The sequence below is a fragment of the Polaromonas sp. P1_E12 genome, assembly GCF_056405975.1.
In genome coordinates this window covers 899,424-916,848 of sequence record NZ_JBFUBB010000001.1, presented here as the reverse complement: position 1 = coordinate 916,848, position 17,425 = coordinate 899,424, and the positions used below count along the sequence as shown (strand labels likewise).

The 17,425-nt window shown below is 62.1% G+C and carries 21 protein-coding genes; 2 read left to right on the top strand and 19 right to left on the bottom strand.

All coding sequences use genetic code 11. The features are described from left to right. Positions 1-11 precede the first annotated feature (11 nt). From AC1D13_RS04530 to AC1D13_RS04465, 14 genes are all read right to left on the bottom strand, one after another. On the bottom strand, positions 12-428 hold the full coding sequence (locus AC1D13_RS04530; protein WP_477667222.1) for a hypothetical protein: 417 nt from the start codon (positions 426-428) through the stop codon (positions 12-14). A 132-nt stretch (positions 429-560) separates the two neighbouring features. Further along, positions 561-1,103, bottom strand: coding sequence for a DUF2867 domain-containing protein (locus AC1D13_RS04525; RefSeq protein WP_477689031.1), 543 nt, complete (start codon positions 1,101-1,103; stop codon positions 561-563). 88 nt (positions 1,104-1,191) lie between these two features. Beyond that, a complete protein-coding gene (locus AC1D13_RS04520) occupies positions 1,192-1,584 on the bottom strand; it encodes a LytS family sensor histidine kinase (RefSeq protein ID WP_477689030.1) in 393 nt (130 codons plus the stop codon). 51 nt (positions 1,585-1,635) lie between these two features. Further along, positions 1,636-2,112, bottom strand: a complete 477-nt coding sequence (locus AC1D13_RS04515) for a hypothetical protein (protein ID WP_477689029.1) — start codon at positions 2,110-2,112, stop codon at positions 1,636-1,638. Positions 2,113-2,219: 107 nt separating this feature from the next. Then, positions 2,220-2,666 (bottom strand): hypothetical protein, encoded by a 447-nt coding sequence (locus tag AC1D13_RS04510; RefSeq protein WP_477689028.1) that lies wholly within the window; start codon positions 2,664-2,666, stop codon positions 2,220-2,222. 85 nt (positions 2,667-2,751) lie between these two features. Continuing rightward, positions 2,752-3,081 carry a hypothetical protein gene (locus tag AC1D13_RS04505; protein WP_477689027.1) on the bottom strand — a complete coding sequence of 110 codons (330 nt, stop codon included), beginning with the start codon at positions 3,079-3,081 and terminating at the stop codon, positions 2,752-2,754. A 348-nt stretch (positions 3,082-3,429) separates the two neighbouring features. Beyond that, positions 3,430-3,903: a SixA phosphatase family protein gene (locus AC1D13_RS04500; RefSeq protein ID WP_477670896.1), complete on the bottom strand. Its 474-nt coding sequence runs from the start codon at positions 3,901-3,903 to the stop codon at positions 3,430-3,432. 1 nt (position 3,904) lies between these two features. Beyond that, positions 3,905-5,998, bottom strand: a complete 2,094-nt coding sequence (ppk1, locus tag AC1D13_RS04495; protein ID WP_477689026.1) for a polyphosphate kinase 1 — start codon at positions 5,996-5,998, stop codon at positions 3,905-3,907. A gap of 50 nt (positions 5,999-6,048) precedes the next feature. Then, positions 6,049-7,176 carry a glycosyltransferase family 4 protein gene (locus AC1D13_RS04490; RefSeq protein ID WP_477689025.1) on the bottom strand — a complete coding sequence of 376 codons (1,128 nt, stop codon included), beginning with the start codon at positions 7,174-7,176 and terminating at the stop codon, positions 6,049-6,051. Beyond that, positions 7,173-8,042 (bottom strand): UDP-2,3-diacylglucosamine diphosphatase, encoded by an 870-nt coding sequence (locus AC1D13_RS04485; protein ID WP_477689024.1) that lies wholly within the window; start codon positions 8,040-8,042, stop codon positions 7,173-7,175. The genes AC1D13_RS04490 and AC1D13_RS04485 overlap by 4 nt, the downstream gene beginning before the upstream one ends. Then, positions 8,042-8,908, bottom strand: a complete 867-nt coding sequence (locus tag AC1D13_RS04480) for a GNAT family N-acetyltransferase (protein ID WP_477689023.1) — start codon at positions 8,906-8,908, stop codon at positions 8,042-8,044. The genes AC1D13_RS04485 and AC1D13_RS04480 overlap by 1 nt, the downstream gene beginning before the upstream one ends. A 111-nt stretch (positions 8,909-9,019) precedes the next feature. After that, positions 9,020-9,283: a hypothetical protein gene (locus AC1D13_RS04475; RefSeq protein ID WP_477667213.1), complete on the bottom strand. Its 264-nt coding sequence runs from the start codon at positions 9,281-9,283 to the stop codon at positions 9,020-9,022. A 369-nt stretch (positions 9,284-9,652) separates the two neighbouring features. Then, on the bottom strand, positions 9,653-10,159 hold the full coding sequence (locus AC1D13_RS04470; protein ID WP_477667212.1) for a hypothetical protein: 507 nt from the start codon (positions 10,157-10,159) through the stop codon (positions 9,653-9,655). 54 nt (positions 10,160-10,213) lie between these two features. Continuing rightward, positions 10,214-11,341 (bottom strand): MFS transporter, encoded by a 1,128-nt coding sequence (locus AC1D13_RS04465; RefSeq protein ID WP_477689022.1) that lies wholly within the window; start codon positions 11,339-11,341, stop codon positions 10,214-10,216. 75 nt (positions 11,342-11,416) lie between these two features. On the opposite strand from AC1D13_RS04465, the gene AC1D13_RS04460 reads away from it, so the two are divergent. Then, positions 11,417-12,316, top strand: coding sequence for a LysR substrate-binding domain-containing protein (locus AC1D13_RS04460; protein ID WP_457278678.1), 900 nt, complete (start codon positions 11,417-11,419; stop codon positions 12,314-12,316). Positions 12,317-12,539: 223 nt separating this feature from the next. Then, positions 12,540-12,848, top strand: coding sequence for a plasmid stabilization protein (locus AC1D13_RS04455; RefSeq protein ID WP_477689021.1), 309 nt, complete (start codon positions 12,540-12,542; stop codon positions 12,846-12,848). Positions 12,849-13,214: 366 nt separating this feature from the next. Here AC1D13_RS04455 and AC1D13_RS04450 read toward each other — a convergent pair whose 3' ends face one another. The 5 genes from AC1D13_RS04450 to AC1D13_RS04430 form a co-directional block, all read right to left on the bottom strand. After that, on the bottom strand, positions 13,215-13,802 hold the full coding sequence (locus AC1D13_RS04450) for a hypothetical protein (protein ID WP_477689020.1): 588 nt from the start codon (positions 13,800-13,802) through the stop codon (positions 13,215-13,217). A gap of 25 nt (positions 13,803-13,827) precedes the next feature. Next, positions 13,828-14,616, bottom strand: coding sequence for a DUF899 domain-containing protein (locus tag AC1D13_RS04445; RefSeq protein ID WP_457278681.1), 789 nt, complete (start codon positions 14,614-14,616; stop codon positions 13,828-13,830). 59 nt (positions 14,617-14,675) lie between these two features. Beyond that, positions 14,676-15,287, bottom strand: a complete 612-nt coding sequence (gene gstA, locus AC1D13_RS04440) for a glutathione transferase GstA (protein ID WP_477689019.1) — start codon at positions 15,285-15,287, stop codon at positions 14,676-14,678. A 152-nt stretch (positions 15,288-15,439) separates the two neighbouring features. Beyond that, positions 15,440-16,126: a Vgb family protein gene (locus AC1D13_RS04435; RefSeq protein WP_477689018.1), complete on the bottom strand. Its 687-nt coding sequence runs from the start codon at positions 16,124-16,126 to the stop codon at positions 15,440-15,442. A gap of 44 nt (positions 16,127-16,170) precedes the next feature. Then, positions 16,171-17,391, bottom strand: coding sequence for a helix-turn-helix domain-containing protein (locus AC1D13_RS04430; protein ID WP_477689017.1), 1,221 nt, complete (start codon positions 17,389-17,391; stop codon positions 16,171-16,173). Positions 17,392-17,425 lie beyond the last annotated feature (34 nt).

The window sequence follows — 17,425 nt, the reverse complement described above, 5'->3', positions numbered from 1 at the left end:
TCAAGGATGGGTCAGGCGCTGCCGTTTGCATGCTGAGATCTTGCCTGAAGGAGGACTGCGGCCGGCGGCGCCAGAAGAATGACGAGAAGCACAACAGGCCAGATATTACCGTCTTTGAATGCATACGCTTCGAGTAGCTCAGACCAGGCCTTGTGCTGAACGTAACGGCCAAAGCTGAACTCGAAGACCAGTGTGAGACACAACCAGGAAGCGCCAACGCAAAGACCTTGCAAGATTGTGATGCCGTGGCTGAGACGAACAAGGGCGAAAGACACAAGCATCACAAAAAGGGAAAGTAGCGCCCCGCTCATGACCAGACCAGTGGTCTTGCCAAGAACAGGAATCAGAACAATCTCGCGAAGCGCTCCGTTGGCAACGGCCAGGGCAAGTATGACCAGCCAGGCAACAAGCGGCTTGAGCAACGGCATGGAATTCCTTGCGGCGTAAGGTTTGACATGATGGGTTAGTGTCTTTCGTGGGCGAGGTACTTATGCCGGCCGCCGCTGGCGGGTCCGCTTGAAGGAAGGGTTGGGCCTCAGCGGACAACACATGGCATTCCCCTACGCACTGGCCTTGGGCCACCCAACGTTTGCCGCGCGACGAAGACTGGCTTTCACAACCTGGCGATGGAAGGGAGCGATGACCGACAAGTAGGTCCGGCCCAAAAGGTTGTGGCAGTGAACGACGGTTGACAGGATCAGTTGGTTACCGGTATTTGGCGGCGAGCCTGGCGTACAGAGAATTGACAACCGGAAGTCAAGATGATTGTCGTTCTCGCCCAAGACGACCTCTGTTTCGCTGGTGCCGAAGACCCTGAAGATGCTGATGCGAGGGGTCGCGGCGTCACTGGAGAGGGTTGCGAGGTGTTTGGCGGTCTTCAGACCAAGTCCCGCAACGATTGCATCCCGGAGGTTGGTGAGCGCTCCGATCCAGGATGGCTGCACCGAGAAGATGAATCGGGCCAGGACATCTGGATTCATGGAGGCGTCAGCAGGAAGTTGAATCGAAAACGCATCTGCGAGATTCACCGACTTGAACGCAGTCGCGACCGCAGACTGCGACGGGAGGGCAACCTGCTTTACTGGCGTGAATTTGCTTGGCATGGATGGACTTTCTGAGGCTTAACGTTTGAGCCCAGCCGCCTGCGCAGGCTGGCGAAGCCAGTCGTAGCAGGTCGGCTGGAGCGAAGGGTTAGGCATGTGGACGCATTTGAGATTCAAGTTCTCGCAGTCTTGCCTGAGTGGCCTTGGTACGGAACTCTGTCTTCTCAAACAGGTGGCCATCGGGCCAAATGAGCCCCGCTCGGACGGCGCGCCGCTTTAGCTCGACCAGCGCTTCAACATGCGACCACGCCCATAGGCGCCAGCGAGGAACCATGATCGACCACCACGACCATGCAAGCACGAAGCCAAGGACAAACAGCCCAAGCGAGGGAAGGAGGTCGGATGCAACGGGTTGCTGGTTGGCCTTGCCCGCCGACAGGAAGACGAACAACGCAATGGGCGTGAACATAAGTGGAATCACCGGAATGTTGACCCACAACGTTCCGAGAGCAATGGCCGCAGTCACGGAAACACGTTTCATACGAACATGCCTAACGTTTGACATGAGAGGAAGGGTTAGGCCGCTGCTCACTCACAACCGATCTCGCCAATGTGTTTCAGTGACGACCTGCATGGTGCTGCTTCCGGTTGCGGTCGCGGTGGCCCCTGAAACGACAACTCCACTGAAGTCTTTCGAGTATCGGACATAGATGGGGGTGTCAGCGAGCACCTCGATGTCAACCTTGCCAACCGTGTAGGTCGGCATGAACGCTATGGGAGCTTTGATTGAGACGGTGTACTTGCCAGCGGCCATTTTTAGGCAGATGGAGTCACCAACCCCAAGTTTTCCAACTCTTTCTTCGTCCACATAGACGAACGGCTTTTCGGGATTGAAGCGATGAAACGAGGTCTTGTTTCGATATACATATACGGAGCAGCCATCGGTTGCATCGCTCGCTTCGAGCTTCACCTTGGGCGCGGCTGATGCCGCAGAAGGCACGCCGGGTTGTGGCGTCGCGCATGCGGAGAGGAGAATGGCGATTGGAAGAACTAGGGTTGTGTTGTGCATGTAGAGCTCTCCTAAAAGATGATTGAGCGGCCTAACGTTTGACTTAAGCGGACCGCCGTAGGCGGGTCCGCTTGAAGGAAGGGTTAGGCCGCTGCATAAGCATGACCTCAGTCAGAACTTGAGCCAACGAGGACAACAGCTTCATTGGTTCCAGTGAACAGAAACGCGAAGTCCCAGAATACAGGATACGCAGGATGCCCGGCGCCGAGCCAGAACTGCTCTACTCGAACGGCGCTACGTGCTGCCGCCTCAGTCTCTTGTAAGAGAGCGGCGAGTAGTTCCGAGAAGCGGTCCGATTGCATGGCTTTCGGATCGGGTCCAGCTCCACTATCGCCGGCGTAGCTGATTGATGTCCTGACCTCTGATACCACTTCGACTGGCGTGACCGCCTCTATGCGACCGATGACTGCGGTACTGCCCAGGGCGGAGCGGATGAGTTGCTCAGATGACGCTCCTTCTGTCGGGGGCGTGGTGTAGCTGCGTAGGAAGACGCTGTAGTTCCAACCTGCGTCGTCGAGAAACTCAGCGACGGATGTTAGTGTGTGTTGGTTCATGCGCCTTGAGGCCTAACGTTGGAAATGACCGGCGGGCGATAGGCGGGCAAAGCCCGCACCGAGAACGTCCGTGTCGATTGACCTGTTAGGGCGCATATCTCAAATACCCTTCCACCCCATTCTGGAGGAAGCCGTTCTCAATGGGCACTCCATCGGTCGGGCTGAAATCAGGAGATAGAAGCAGTGCGTTGACCGGCCCTGATCCATTCAGCATTTCGTCGAATCCCCACTGTGGGTTGTTGATGAAATTCTGAGGCGACAGTAGCACGTACCGAAAGCCCATTCCTTCGAAACGCCCACCGTTCGGCACGGAAAAGAGAAAAGAGTCCGCGGTGAAGGTTGGTGTACGAAGATCTTCGTCGGCCAAGTAGTTCACCGTCGCAGGACCGATGGGCGTGACCTGCAGCGCCGCCACATCAAGGGGCTCTGTATGGGTGCCTCGTTTTAGACGGAGCAGATGCATTGCGCCCTAACGTAATGTATGCCGCAAAACCTGCCATATAACCTGGCGCTTGCAATCTAATCTGGACATCAGAAACTCCTGTAAGCCGCTTGCATTTTGGATTTCAAGACAATGTTCTGTAAATTTATACAGTTATAAAAATTCTATGAAACCCCGCAATCCTCCATTGCAGTCTGCCCGCCTGCTTGACCAGGCCCGGGAGCGGGTTCGGTATTTGCACTATAGCCTTGGCACCGGCAAAACTTACCTGTATTGGGTCCGTTTTTTTGTCCGCGGGCAGGCTTTGAGTGTGCTGCTGTTTCAGAGAACTTCAGGCGACTGCACAGTGACCACAACAGTCTGGTTAAGGCCGTCGCGGTCCCGGCTGCGAAGCCACCAGAGTGCACCCTTCTTGACCGGGCATTCGCTTTCCTGCAAGCTGAGCAGCTGCGCGATGGCCTGCCCCAGGTTGGGCTGGTGGCCCACCACCAGAATCGGCGACCTGGCCGACGGCCATTGCACCAGTTCCAGCAACTGTTCAACTGTGGCGTCGGGCGCCAACTCACTGCGGATTTTGTATTTGCGTCCCAGCGCCAGCGCCGTCTGCTCGCAGCGCCGTGCCGGGCTGACGAAAATGCGTGCGCCTTCGGGCAACTGACGGTCCAGCCAGTTGGCCATGCGGGCCGCCTGCTTCTCGCCCCTTGACGTCAACGAACGCTCAAGATCGCTGCCGCCCTGCGGGTCACCCTCGGGCCAGTCTTCTGCCTCTGCATGACGCCACAGGATGAGGTCCATGTCATTTTTCCTGGTGATGGGGGGCCGAATAGCGCGCCATCAAGGCAGCCTGCGCACCGTGACGCGGGGCATCGCCCTGCGGGTTCACGCGCACGTAGGTGCCGTCGGGCTGCAAATCCCAGGCGTCTCGCCCGTCATGCAGGTAGGCCACCAGGCACTCGTCGATGATGCGCTGGCGCAGCACCGGGTCGGTCACAGGCCAGGCCAGCTCCACCCGGCGCAGCATGTTCCGGTTCATCCAGTCGGCGCTGGAAAGCAACAAGGTTTCTTCTTCCGCACAGCGGAAGTAAAACACCCGAGAGTGCTCGAGGAAGCGGCCGATGATGGAGCGCACGCGGATGTTGTCCGTCACACCGGGCACCTGCGCCGGCAGCATGCAGGCGCCGCGCACAATCAGGTCTATCTTCACGCCGCGCTGCCCTGCCCTTACCAGTGCCAGCATCAGGTCTTCGTCGGTCAGCGCGTTCATCTTGGCCACGATGCGCGTGTCTTTGCCTTGCAGGGCGGCATCGCCCAGCGCATCGACTTTTTCGATCAGCTTGCGGTGCAGCTGGAACGGCGCCAGCAGCAAATGGTGCAGCTTGGGCAGGCGACTCTGGCTGGCCAGGTGCACAAACACATTGTCAATGTCGGCCGTCGTCAAGGGGTCGGCCGTCAGGTAGCTCAGGTCGGTATATAGGCGGGCCGTACGCGGGTTGTAGTTGCCGGTAGACAAGTGGGCATAGCGCACCAGGTGTTTGCCTTCGCGCCGCGTCACCAGCAACATCTTGGCGTGGGTTTTGAGGCCCACCACACCGTACACCACCTGCGCACCTATCGACTCCAGCATTTCCGCCCAGTTGATGTTGGCCTCTTCATCGAAGCGCGCCTTGAGCTCCACCACCACTGTCACTTCCTTGCCGCGGCGCACGGCTTCGCGCAGCAGCACCATCAGCTCCGAGTCGGTACCGGTGCGGTAAATGGTCTGCTTGATCGCCAGCACCTGCGGGTCGTTAACCGCTTCGCGCAGGAAGGCGAGCACGCCGTCAAAACTTTCAAAAGGCTGGTGAATGGAAACGTCGCCTTCCTTGAGCCGCTCAAAGAACGACTGGCCGGGCTGCAACTGGGTGGGGTAACACGCGCTGTAGCCGGGGAAGAGCAGTTTGGGGTCATTGACCAGGTCCACCAGCTGCGTCAGCCGCACCAGATTGACGGGGCCGTGAACACGGTACAGGGACGGCGTCGGCAGGTTGAATTGCCTGAGCAGGAAGCTGGCCAGGTATTCCGAACACCCTGCCGAAACCTCCAGCCGAACAGCCTGCCCGTAATGGCGTTGCTCCAGGCCCTGGCGCAAGGCCGTGCGCAGGTTCTTGACGTCGTCTTCATCCACGGCCAGGTCAGAATGCCGGGTGACGCGGAACTGCGAAAACTGCCCCACTTCGCGGCCGGCAAACAACTCGGCCAGGTGGGCACGGATCACGCTGGAGAGCGACACGAACAGCCGGCTCTTGTCCTTGCCGTGGGACGGCATATGAATCAGCCGCGGCAGCACACGCGGCACCTTGACGATGGCAATGTCGTTTTCGCGCCCGAACGCGTCGTGCCCGCCCAGCCGCACGATGAAGTTGAGCGACTTGTTCGCCACCTGCGGGAACGGGTGCGAAGGATCCAGCCCGACCGGGATCAACAACGGCCGCACTTCCCTTTCGAAATACTCTTTCACCCAGCGCCGCTGAGCCGTGTTGCGTTCGCCGTGCGAAACGATGCGTATGCCCTGCCGCTCAAAGGCCGGCAGCAGGTCGTCGTTGTAGAGCGAATACTGGCGCGCCACCATGTCGTGGGCCGCCGCAGAAAGTGCGGCGAAAGACTGCACCGAATACAGTGCTTTTTGTTCATTGGCCTGCGCCGCTGTCAGATGGGGCGCGGTCCGGACTTCAAAGAACTCGTCCAGGTTGGACGAGACAATGCAGAGAAACCTCAGCCGTTCCAGCAGCGGCACGTCCGCGCGCTTCGCCCAGTCCAGCACCCGCTCATTGAAGGCAAGAATGCTGTGGTCGCGGTCCAGGAACTGGACGGGTGGCGCGGCGGCGGCCACCGAGGCGGGTGAAGTGGGCATCAACAAGAGTGGTCTTTGTCATTAACAACAAGTCACAGTGTTGACGTGTTTCATGACAATGGCGTGACAGTACTTTTGACTGATGGTGCACCCGCCTGAAGGGGTACGCAAGCACTGCCCCTGTTATTGCCGGGGTTGGCCTGAGCGCTGTTCTTCCCGGCAGTTACGAGGAAAGACTCGAAAAGCTGCGCCGCATGGGCCCAGCTGAAGTCCAGCGCACGCAAACGGGCTTCATGGCGCGGCACAGCCAAAGCGCTGTAACAGGCCTGTTGCAAATCTTCATGCATGACACCGCCGTGACAACTTCCATCGGGCTTTCCAAGCACTTCCAGCGGGCCATCGACCGGGTAGGCCGCCACCGGTGTGCCGACTGCCATGGCTTCGAGCATCACCAGACCAAAAGTTTCTGACCGGCTGGGAAAGGCGAACACATCGGCGGCGGCATAAACCTTGGCCAGCTCATCTCGGGGCAGAACGCCCATCCAGCGGACCTGCGGATAACGCTCCTTGAGTGTCGCCTCCAGGGGCCCTACCCCGCAGACCACCTTGGTCCCCGGAATGTCCAGCTTGAGGAAAGCCTCGATGTTTTTCTCATACGACACCCGGCCCACAAACAGCGACACCGGCCGCACTACGGTCCCCATGGGCGGGTACAAGCGCGCTTGCGGCTCAAAGCCGAAAAGCTCCGTGTCCACGCCGTGCGTCCAGCTGCGCAGGTTCTGAAAGCCCCGCTTCTCCAGCATGCGCAACACGCCATGGGTAGGCACCATCACGCCCGACGAAGGCCTGTGAAAATGGCGGAACAGCGCGTAACCCCATGACAGCGGAATCTTCAATGCCGCATGAAGGATCTCAGGGAACTTGGTGTGAAACGCGGTGGTGAACTTCAGGCCGCGCTTGAGGCAGTAGCTGCGCGCAGCCCAGCCCAGCGGGCCTTCGGTGGCAATGTGAATGGCCTCGGGCGCAAAGGCATCGAGCTTTTCGGTCAAACCACGCTTTGGGCGCACCGCCAGGTCAATGCCGGCATAACCCGGGCAAGGCCGCGTCTTGAAAAGGCCAGGCTGGATCACTTCCACCTGGTGGCCCAATTCCTGAAGCTCGCGCACCAGTTCTACCAGGGTCGTGACGACACCATTGACCTGCGGTTGCCAAGCATCCGTGACCAGAGCGACTCTCATGCTGTCACCGTGGAAGCCATGTGGCCACGGCCTTGTGTTTCGTGCGCCGGTGCCCAGTGCACCAGTTCGAGCGAGCCGTCGAAGTTTTCCACCAGCGCAGTGCGGCTTTCCACCCAGTCGCCGTCGTTGCAGTACAGCACGCCGTTGATGTCGCGCATCTCGGCCCGGTGGATGTGCCCGCAAACCACGCCCTGGTGGCCGCGGCGGCGGGCTTCATTGGCCACGGCCTCTTCAAAGTCGGTGACGTAATTGAGCGCGCTCTTGACCTTTTGCTTCAAGTAGGCCGACAGCGACCAGTACGGCAGGCCCAGGCGGGCGCGCAGGCTGTTGAGGTGGCGGTTGAGTTTGAGTGTGAATTCATAGAGGTTGTCGCCCACATAGGCCAGCCACTTGGCGCACTGCACCACCGCGTCGAAGTAGTCGCCGTGGATGATCCACAACTGGCGACCGTCGGCGGTGGTGTGCACGGCTTCATCGATCACCTCGATGCCGCCGAACTGGTTACCAATAAATTCACGCGCAAACTCATCATGGTTGCCCGGCACATAAACCACGCGGCAGCCTTTTCGGGCGCGACGCAGCAGTTTTTGCACCACGTCGTTGTGCGACTGCGGCCAGTACCAGCGGCGGCGCAGCTGCCAGCCATCGACGATGTCACCCACGAGGTACAGGTTGTCGCTCGGGTGGGCCTTCAGAAAATCCAGCAGCGCGGCCGCCTGGCAGCCGGGCGTGCCCAGGTGGATGTCGGAAATAAAGATGGTGCGATAGCGCTTGCGCAGCGAGTCGTCGTCATCGCCATCACGATCGTCGTTGTTCGCGACTAAGCCATTGCCCAGCGCGCCCATGGCGTCAAACATGCTGCGCATCAGGCCTCCGAAGGGCTGCCCGACACAGGCTTGCCGGAGAAATGCTTGAGGTAGCGCGGCGGCAGGTCGGCGATGCGCATCATCATGGGCAGGTCGGCCGAATTGAAGTCCGGGTCCCAGGCGGGTGCGCCCAGCACCTTGGCACCCAGGCGCAAATAGCCCTTGATCAGCGCGGGCGGTTCCACGTCCAGCGTGTCGTCCAGTCGCTCCACCGGCAGCGCCAGACGCGGCGTCACGCGGTATTCAATGGGTGCCAGATGCGTTTCGCGCACCTGGCGCCAGATGCTGGCGGCCGCGTGCCCGCTGGAAACGCCGTTGTGCTGCATCGGAATGCTGGCGCAGCCAATCATCGTATCCAGCTGGTTGCGCGCCATGAATTCAGCCAGCGCACCCCACAGCGCCAGGATGACGCCGCCGTGGCGGTGGTCGGCATGCACGCAGCTGCGGCCCAGCTCAACCATGCGTTCACGCAGGGAGCGCAGGCGGGTCAGGTCGAATTCGGTGTCGCTGTAGGTACTTCCCACGCGCCTGGCCTGGGTCGGCGTCAACACGCGATAGGTACCTATGACTTCCTGGCTGTCGGCATCACGCACCAGCAGGTGTTCGCAATAGTCGTCAAACAGGTCGACGTCGTGGCCGGGCAGCACCTTGGAAAGATTGGCACCCATCTCGAGCGCAAAAACCTGGTACCTCAGGCGCTGTGCCTGCCGGACCTCGTCCTGGTGCCGGGCCCAGCTGACCGTGATTTTCCCCACGGCAGGCCTTTGAACAACGGCGGGAATGACAGCATGACCGCTTTGATGAAGTGACCCCCGTGGCATTGCGACTGGCGACAATGCAAAGGTGGGATTGGGCAGTTCTTTCATGGCTAACTCCTTGTTTCCTGGTGTCTCAACAACTTCGGCAACTCATCAACTCGACAATTCAGCAACTTCAAATCGCGCTGTAAAAAAGCCCCAAAAAAGGGGCTTTGACTCTCAATCACCGGCGGTCAGCGAAACCACCTTGTCACGTCGCCCCAAACCGGCGGCCAGCATCGGCCGCGCATTCGAAAGACCCTCAAGCCAGGGCCGGGTGCCCGCCTTGAAGCGCAGGCCGCCCGGGCTGTTCGCCAGGGCTTGTGCGGTGCAGCGCAGGATGCGCAGGCACTGCTTGTTGAAATCCTGGATGCCGCTGCTCAAGGTGCGGCTGGGGCCCTGCGCCTGTCCGTCATTCATCGGGTGCTCCGTCATGCTGGTCATGGCGTGATTCTGGGAGCCGGGGGTGACGCGTTCGTGTCAGTTCAATGGCAGTTGTGTGACACGGGAAGAAATTCGCGTCGTGTGGCGGGCACGCATCGGCCGCCTCGACGGCTCAGGAGACCGTTTTTTCGGCAATCCCTCCACGGCAAGGCGCAGCCCTGCCTTGGCCTTGCAACCTCACCACCGTGCCGGCGCATGAGCACGGACAAACGGCAAAAGAGAACGGACATGCCAGAGATGACAAATCGGACATCCCTGGATTGGCTAAAACAGAAATCGTCGTCCCTGTAAAGCGACGAGTAGTTGCCATCGGCAATCGATCCAAACAGCGGTAAATCGACCGGGTGGACGGCCGCCTGCGCAACGCAGTTAGGAGCCTGTCGCGTACCTCGTTGCCAACAGCACTTCGAGCCTCTTTGTTATGGCCTCGCATTCGTCCGCCTCCAGACGGCTGAACTGAGCTGCCCAGGCTTTGGATGAAGCAAATTTTGGAAACTGCGGAGGTTCGCCCCATTGCCAATCGGGGTGACTCGCTGTCGGGCTTCTCCCAAAAATGTGGAGATGCATTTTCCGGTGAAGTTGAGGGGTTTTCGGTCCGGGTGGATGCGCCAGTTCGTTGAGCGCGTTGTTACCTGCCTCCCAGTAGTTCAGGCACCCTCCGGCGAGTTGGGGCAGTGTTTCCAGCATGGCTCTTGCGGTGGCTGCGACCAGGCAGCCCCATAGCGCCAGTTCATTGGGCGTCAATTCACTTCTTTCCCACACCGGCCGGGGCGGATTGACCAGCAAATGTCCGCCATCGCTTCGATGGTTCATCGGGCTGACGGGTAACGCGACCGTGCCCCCGGCGCAATTGATGAGTGTGTGGTGAATGTCCAAGTGAAAATCTCCAAAAGAAACGAGAGAATGAAGAGAGTGGCATCGGATTCGCGCTCAGTCGCTGCGCTGCCTCAGGCAGGCCATGGCGGTGGCCGAAAGAAGAAGTGCAGCAACGCCGTAAATCCATGCGGAGGGCACGATGGGCAACAACAGGCCGGCCAGCACCGGACCTGCGCCGGCGCCCATGTCGCGCCAGACCGAGCGTGTGGCGAGGGCTTGTATGCGTCCGGGTCCCGGCGTGCGCAGTGCAACCAGCGGCGGCAGCAGCGGCAACAGCAAGGCACGTAAAACCACGATGGCAAGTGCGCAAGTCCACAGCCAGCCGAAACCAAAGCCCACCAGGGCAACAGAAGTGAGCACGGAGAAGGTCACCATAAGAACTTCGACGCCATGCTTTTCAGCCATGTATCCGCCGGCAGAACTCAAGACAATTTCCGCCAGGTAACGGACCGACAGCAGAAGCCCCGCCACGATGACCGGGTTGCCGGGCAACAGGTCACGGCCCAGATAAGAGAGGCCGATGATGAACAGGCCGTCCAGCACCAGGCCTTCCGTGAAGGAAAAGATGTCCAGCCCGCCCGGGAGCCTGATTCCTGTTTTTCGTGGTGCCGGCTCGGCATGTGCGGCGGTTGGCAGCTGCCGTGCGACCAGCAAGGCACTCAACGCAACAGCCGCGAACAGGAAAAAAATAACTTTAGGGCCAAACCAAAGCGCACACACGCCGCCCAAAGGAAGGGCAAGCATGGGCCCCAGTGCCGTGAATGCGCGGGATCGCCCTGCCCGACGCGCAGCGCCCGCCGGTTCGGCGGTGGCCAATGCCTGGGTGGCCAGGTTCAGGGCTGCGAAGGCCAGGCCCCACAAGAGCCGCAAGAACAACAGGGCGACGAACCCGGTCAGCATCGCGTAACCCAGCGCGCACACCGCGGCCGCTAGCGCCGCCAGTGAGCAGGTGAGCCGTTCACCGTTGCGGGCGTAAAACCTTGCCACTGCTCCGTAGCCCGCAATGCGCACCAGGCGGTTAGCGGCCAGGAGAATGCCCGCTTCGGGCAAGGTGACGCCAAACGCAGGAGCGAACATCGGCAGGAGCAGGTAGAGCACCGTGTCCCCCGGAAGTGACAGCCCGAGCACCATGGCGGCTTGGCGCGAGTTGCGGTCGGAAGTAGAAGCCGTGATCTGTTGCATGGCTTGTATGGTGCGCAGGGCCGCCTCTCCCGACAAACGATATTAGTGCGCGGCACGTGTGAGAAAATTGCACACATGTTGCCTCGCCTGCCTCCGTTGAACGCGGTCCGCGCTTTCGCTGCGGCGGCGCGCCATCAGAGTTTTAGCCGGGCCGCCCTGGAATTACATGTGACGCACGGTGCCATCAGCCGCCAGATCAAGGCGCTGGAAACCTATCTTGGCGTGGACCTGTTCGAGCGGAAAACCCGGCAAGTTCTTCTGACGGCAGCCGGCCATCAGTTCCATACGCAGGTGGGGCCCGCACTCGGGCAGATTGGCGCAGCCGCCGAATCACTCAGGGGTGGTACACCATTGCGCGCCGTCAAGATCAACGTCCGGCCCACGTTCGCGGTGCGCTGGCTGATTCCCAGGTTGTCAGCGTTCGTGGCAAAGCACCCGGACATCGAACCGCAGGTGATGACCAGCACCTTGCCGCCGGACAAAGCGGTGGATGAATTCGATCTGGCCATCCGGCGGAGCACCAAGGGGTGGCCGCCGGCGATGCAGATTCATCCATTTCTGGAAGACGAAGTTCTTGTTGTGGGGTCGCCTGCACTGTTTGCCAGCCGCCCCGTCACCGGCCCGCACTCTTTGGCATCCCATGTCCTGCTGCTATCCAAATCGCGCAACCATGATTGGGAAAACTGGAAAAAGCAGGTGAACGCACCAGAGCTCAATCCAGCCAGTTGCCTGCAATTTGACCATTTGCACTTTGTGCTTCAGGCCGCCGTCGACGGGCTGGGTTTTGCCTTGGCGCCGGTATCGCAAATTACCCATGACATGGCGGCGGGGCGGTTGATGAGCCCTTTGCCGGAATTGCGGATGGCGCTGGGTCGCCACTATTTTGGCCTTGCGCCCAATGCCGCCCCGGAGACGCAGCAGTTTGTGCAGTGGCTGATGGATGAACTGAACGCCACGCCTTCGGCGGAAGATTGAGATCGGCCGCGGCGGCAGCCCCCTGCCGCCATGGAACTCGGGGTTGCGATGCGCGTGGCGGCGAAGCGCCTGCGGCAACGTCGCGACGTAGGAGATCACCGACCTTTTTTCGGGAATGTCGCGCGCGGAGCGCCCTGCCCCGGCGCAGTATTTTCAAGCTCTCGCCATCACAGCGGCCATCACAGCGATCACGGCGAAGAAAATCCAGCCAAGGAGAACCGACATGCCCAGAGGCGACAAATCTGCCTACACCGACAAGCAAAAGCGCCAGGCTGAACACATTGAAGAAGGCTACGAAGACCGCGGCGTCGGCAAGGAAGAAGCCGAGCGCCGCGCCTGGGCCACCGTCAACAAGGAAACCGGCGGCGGCAAGAAGTCCGGATCGGGCCGCGGCAAGGCAGAAAACCATGCGCCGTCCCGCAAGGGTGGGCGCCTTCGCGGCGCAGCCGCAGCTTCCCGCACGGCGCAAGAGCGGTCAGCCTCCGCCAAAAAAGCCGCCGCCACCCGCAAGCGGAATGCGGCCAGGAAATAGCCCCGCCGGGTGTGTTCCAGCTGCAGGCGGTCGAAATGGCTACGCACGGCGCGGCGAAATCGCTATTGTTTTGATAGCTGCTCGCGCCCATCCATATTGCCTCGAAGGGCTAAATTGCCCCTAAAAACGGGCCCTCAAGGCACCCAAAAAGGCGCTTAGGCAGAGGAAAAAACATCGAAATGCTCAAAAACTGCCGTTTTTTTGCCTGTTTCGGGCATCAAATCGCGCTCAAGCCCAATAGGGATCTGCGCAAGCAGCTATAGAAAAGATAGCAAATCAAACAGCACCCAGACAGTGGAAGCAGCAACTACCTCGGCCATGGCAGCCTGCGGAGCCTGGCCAGCGCTTCGCGCAGCTACATCACCATCAGCGCTGCGCCGGAGGCCGTACCCGCTTGCGAGCGTTGATCACACGGGCACCGGCATCCAGACCACGGCAAACCCCGGTGGCAACCAAGCCGGTGACGGCAAGCATCGCGGCGGTATGAACGCCTACCGCCGCGAGGGCCAGCGCCAGCGGTCCTGACCCTGCCAGCTCCGCAGCCCGCGCCTCCCCTGCGCACAACGGGATCAGAGCCGGCACCAGCATCAGGCCGGCGCCGTGCGCGGTGGACATCATGAACGACCAGAGCGCCAGCCCGGCGTGCCCCGCTGGTGCGCGCGCCGCCCTGGGTGCGCGGCCCGACAGGTGAACCACGGCGAAGGCGGCCAGCAGGCCGCCTGCCAGGACCTGCAGCGTGAAGCGATCCAGCGTCAGGCCCCCTGCCACCGCGCCGGCCACCAGCGCGACCGAAGCGGTGTGCCCGGCCGCAATCGGCAGCAGCGCCCACAGCGCCTGCGACCGGTCGCGTGCGCGCACGCCCCACGCGGCGGCGAGCGCCCAGCCGGTGGCGGGGTTCAGCCCATGAAGGGCGCCGACCCCTGCCACCACAAGCCACGGCCAAAGGCTTGACATGATGGGCGCACCGTTCGCGGACTGCTCAGGCCTTCGTGCTGCAGCACGAATCGGCTTCGGGCGCGGGCGTGAATGCGGACGCGGTTTCGTAGCGGTCGTGGTGGCGCACCCAGTCCATCTTGTAAAACCCGTCATGCTCGTCCCGGCCCTTGGGCGTGAGGTCCAGCATGTTGTAGGTGCCCATCATCACTTCCACACCGCGACCGTAGGTCGAGTAGGTGTGGAAGACTTCGCCCGCGTCGTCCTTGTAGAACAGGCTGATGCCGGGCGCTTCTTCGGCCGGGAATTCGGTCATGCCGTAGTTGTAGTTGACCGTGCCGTTGACCCTTTCCTCGGGCTTGAAGCTCACGTGGAAGTCGTAGTTGAAGTCGCTGCTGTTTGAAGAGACCCACTTGAAGGCCCAGCCCATGCGGCGGCGAAAACGCTCGATCTCGGGCAGCGTTGCGCGCGAGACGGCCACAAAACTCACGTCGCGGTGCGCCAGGTGGATCTTCATGCCTTCAGTGTGGTCGGCCATGTAAGAGCAGCTCGGGCAGCCCTGCTCCCAGCCCGGCCCGAACATGAAGTGCTGCACCATCAGCTGGCGGCGCCCTTCAAACAGGTCGGCGAGCGAGCGTTTGCCTTCGGGCGTGTCGAAGACGTAGTTTTTTTCGACGCGGACCCAGGGGAGCGCACGGCGCTCGCCGGCGATCCGGTCGCGCAGGCGTGTCAGTTCCTTCTCCTGCGCCAGCAGCGTCTTGCGCTCGGCCAGCCATTTGTCTCTGGACACGACGGAGTGCTTCATGGGGGATGTTTCGGTCACGGTGGTATTCATGGTGTTCTCCTGGGTTAAACGAGTGGGTGATTCAGTGAATGAAAGGCAGGTGGTCGGGATCAGGCAACGGCCGGTTGTTCACGGCGCATCGCCGTCTGCACGGCAGGCCGGGCCGCGATGCGTGCCTGGAACGCCAGCAGGTTCGGGAAGGCCGACAGGTCCAGCTTGACGAACTCCGCCCAGCGCGTGACCACAAACAAATAGGCATCGGTCACCGTGAAACGGTCGCCCAACAGGAACGGCGTGCGGCCCAGCGCGGCTTCCAGCAGACGGTAGTGTTTGTGCAGATGGGCCATGCGTGCGCTGCGAACCTCATCGCTGCAAGCCGGGTTGAACAGCGGCATGTAGCCTTGGTGCAGCTCTGAATTGATGTACCCCAGCATCTCCTGCAGGCGATAGCGCGCCATGCTGCCGCTGGCGGGCGCCAGCTTCGCCTCAGGCTTCAGGTCGGCAAGGTATTGCACAACGGCGGGGCCTTCCGTCAGCAGGCTGCCGTCGTCCAGCTGGAGAACAGGCACCAGACCTTTGGGGTTGATGGCGAGAAAGTCTTCGCCGTGCTCGGTGCGTTTCGCGACCACGTCGACCTTCACGAGTTCGATGGCAAGGCCCAACTCATTGGCCACGATGTGCGGCGACAAAGAACAGGCGGACGGGCTGTAGTAAAGCTTCATGGTTTTCTCCTTGGCTCGGTGAGCCGTTTGCTTGGGTTTGTGTTGCGTGGGTCAATGCGCTGCCCGACCCTTGCTGGTAACAGGTGCGCTCGTTATCGGTTCAATGACCGAATTGGGTTGTCAGCGCAAGGGGCTATGCCTTGCGCCGGGTTCTATGCGGCTTTGGCCGATCTGGCCGCTTTAGGCCGCCGCACAGCGCGGACTTTTCCGCTCTTGCCGCCGCCCGCATAAAAGAGGTCCGCGCCGTCAGACTCCAGGCCGCTGACGCCGGTGCCTTTCGGCATTTCCAGCCGTTCGATCACGGCGCCGCTTTTCGGGTCGATGCGGCGGATCTCGCTGTCGTCGCCCTCCCAGGTGCCGTGCCAGAGCTCGCCGTCCACCCAGGTCACGCCGGTGACGAAGCGGTTCGATTCAATCGTGCGCTGGATGGCGCCTGTCTTCGGGTCAACCTGGTGGATCTTGCGGTCGCGGTACTGGCCCACCCACAGGCTGCCTTCGGCCCAGGTCAGGCCCGAGTCGCTGCCGCTGCCGGGCGCCGGTATGGACGCCACCACCTTGCCGGTGGCGGGGTCAATCTTGTCGATACGCGTCTCAGCAATCTGGTAGAGGTGTTTGCCGTCGAAGGCGGTACCGGCGTCACCGGCGCACTCCAGCGTGCGCGTCTGCTCACCGCTGGCGGGGTCGAAGGCGACGATCCTGGCGCCGGTGGCGGCCCAGACACGCTGGCCGTCATGCGTGACGCCGGCGACGTCGTTGACACCGGGGAAGCTGTACTCGCGCACGATTTCGGCGGGGCGCGCCTTGGGTTCGGGTTTTGCGGTGAGGGTCTTGCGGGTCATCGTTGCTCCTTGTCGCGCCATCAATCAGCGCCATGGAGTCAACTCTATCCAATCGGCAGCGAAGCAGGGAGTAACAAGATCGTCGTGAATCCCGCCAGCGGCGGCGCCAGCCAGCGCTGTGCCCGTGCCCGCCCGATGGAACGCACCCGCCCGCCGGCTTCCAGATCAGCCAGCGCCCGCTGCACGGTGCGCTGGCTTGCCCCCACGGCCAGCGCCAGGGCCGAGGTGGACCAGGCCGCGCCGTCCGACAGCAGCGCCACCAGCGAGGCCTGCTCGCCGTCAATGGGCGGTGCCAGCACAGCCACGTCGCGCCCCGCCAGCGGCTTCAGGATGAACCCCCGCTCGGTAGCCTCGATGCTTGCGAGTGTTTTGACGAGCGCGCGCAGGCGGCTGATCTCCACCCGCAGGCGCGCCCTGTGCGTCTCGTCGGGGCGCCTGGTGCGAAAGGCGAATTCGATCAGCGCTTCGCGGCTCACATCACCAGGCCATGCTTCGGCGAGTGAACGCGCCAGGGAGAACAACACCGGCCGGCGCGCCAGCGGCCGCCACTGGTCTCCCGCGCCCAGCCCGCGGCGGCAGGCGTCGACCACCAGCGCGTCCGAGGCCAGGAGCGCCGAGACCTCGTCGAGGCGCAGCGCCTGCTCGCCCCCGGCGGTGAGGCGCCGGGCGGCGGGCCTGTCAAGTGCAGTGCGCGCTTCAGTGACTTCGGCCATCAGCGCGGGAACCTGCGCCCGCTCTGCCGCCGCGTGCGCGCGCGCCAGCGCCATGCGCGCCTCACCGACGCGGAGCGATCGCAATGCCAGCTCGGCGGATGTGAGTTCGGCCACGGCCCGCAGCGAAGGCGGCAGGCCGCGCGCATCCAGCTTCGCCAGCGCCGCTGCGGCCTCATCAAGCCGGCCTAGCAGCAACAGCCGCCGTGCCGTGATGAGCCACGCCTGCAGCGCGTTGGCCGTATCGGCGTGCGCCTCCAGCGTGGCTGCCGCAGCCGCAAGTGCGCGTGGTGAGCCGGCGAAGTCGCGCATGGCCATCGCCACCTCGGCTTCCGCAACAACGCAGCGTGCACGCGCCAGTTCTTCATGGGCACCGAAACCGCGGGCCGCGCGGCGAAGGAGTTCGCGGGCACGCGGGTGCTCGCCCAACTGGGCCATGGCGATGCCGCGCAGAGCCAGCGCCGGCGGGTCGTCGCGCAGGGCAACGCGTTTGAGGGCACCGAGCGCATCGCCGGCGGCAAGTGCACGGGCGGAGGCGGCAATCAGAGAATCCATGGCAAGAGGCTACACGGCCTGGCCGACGCAAGCC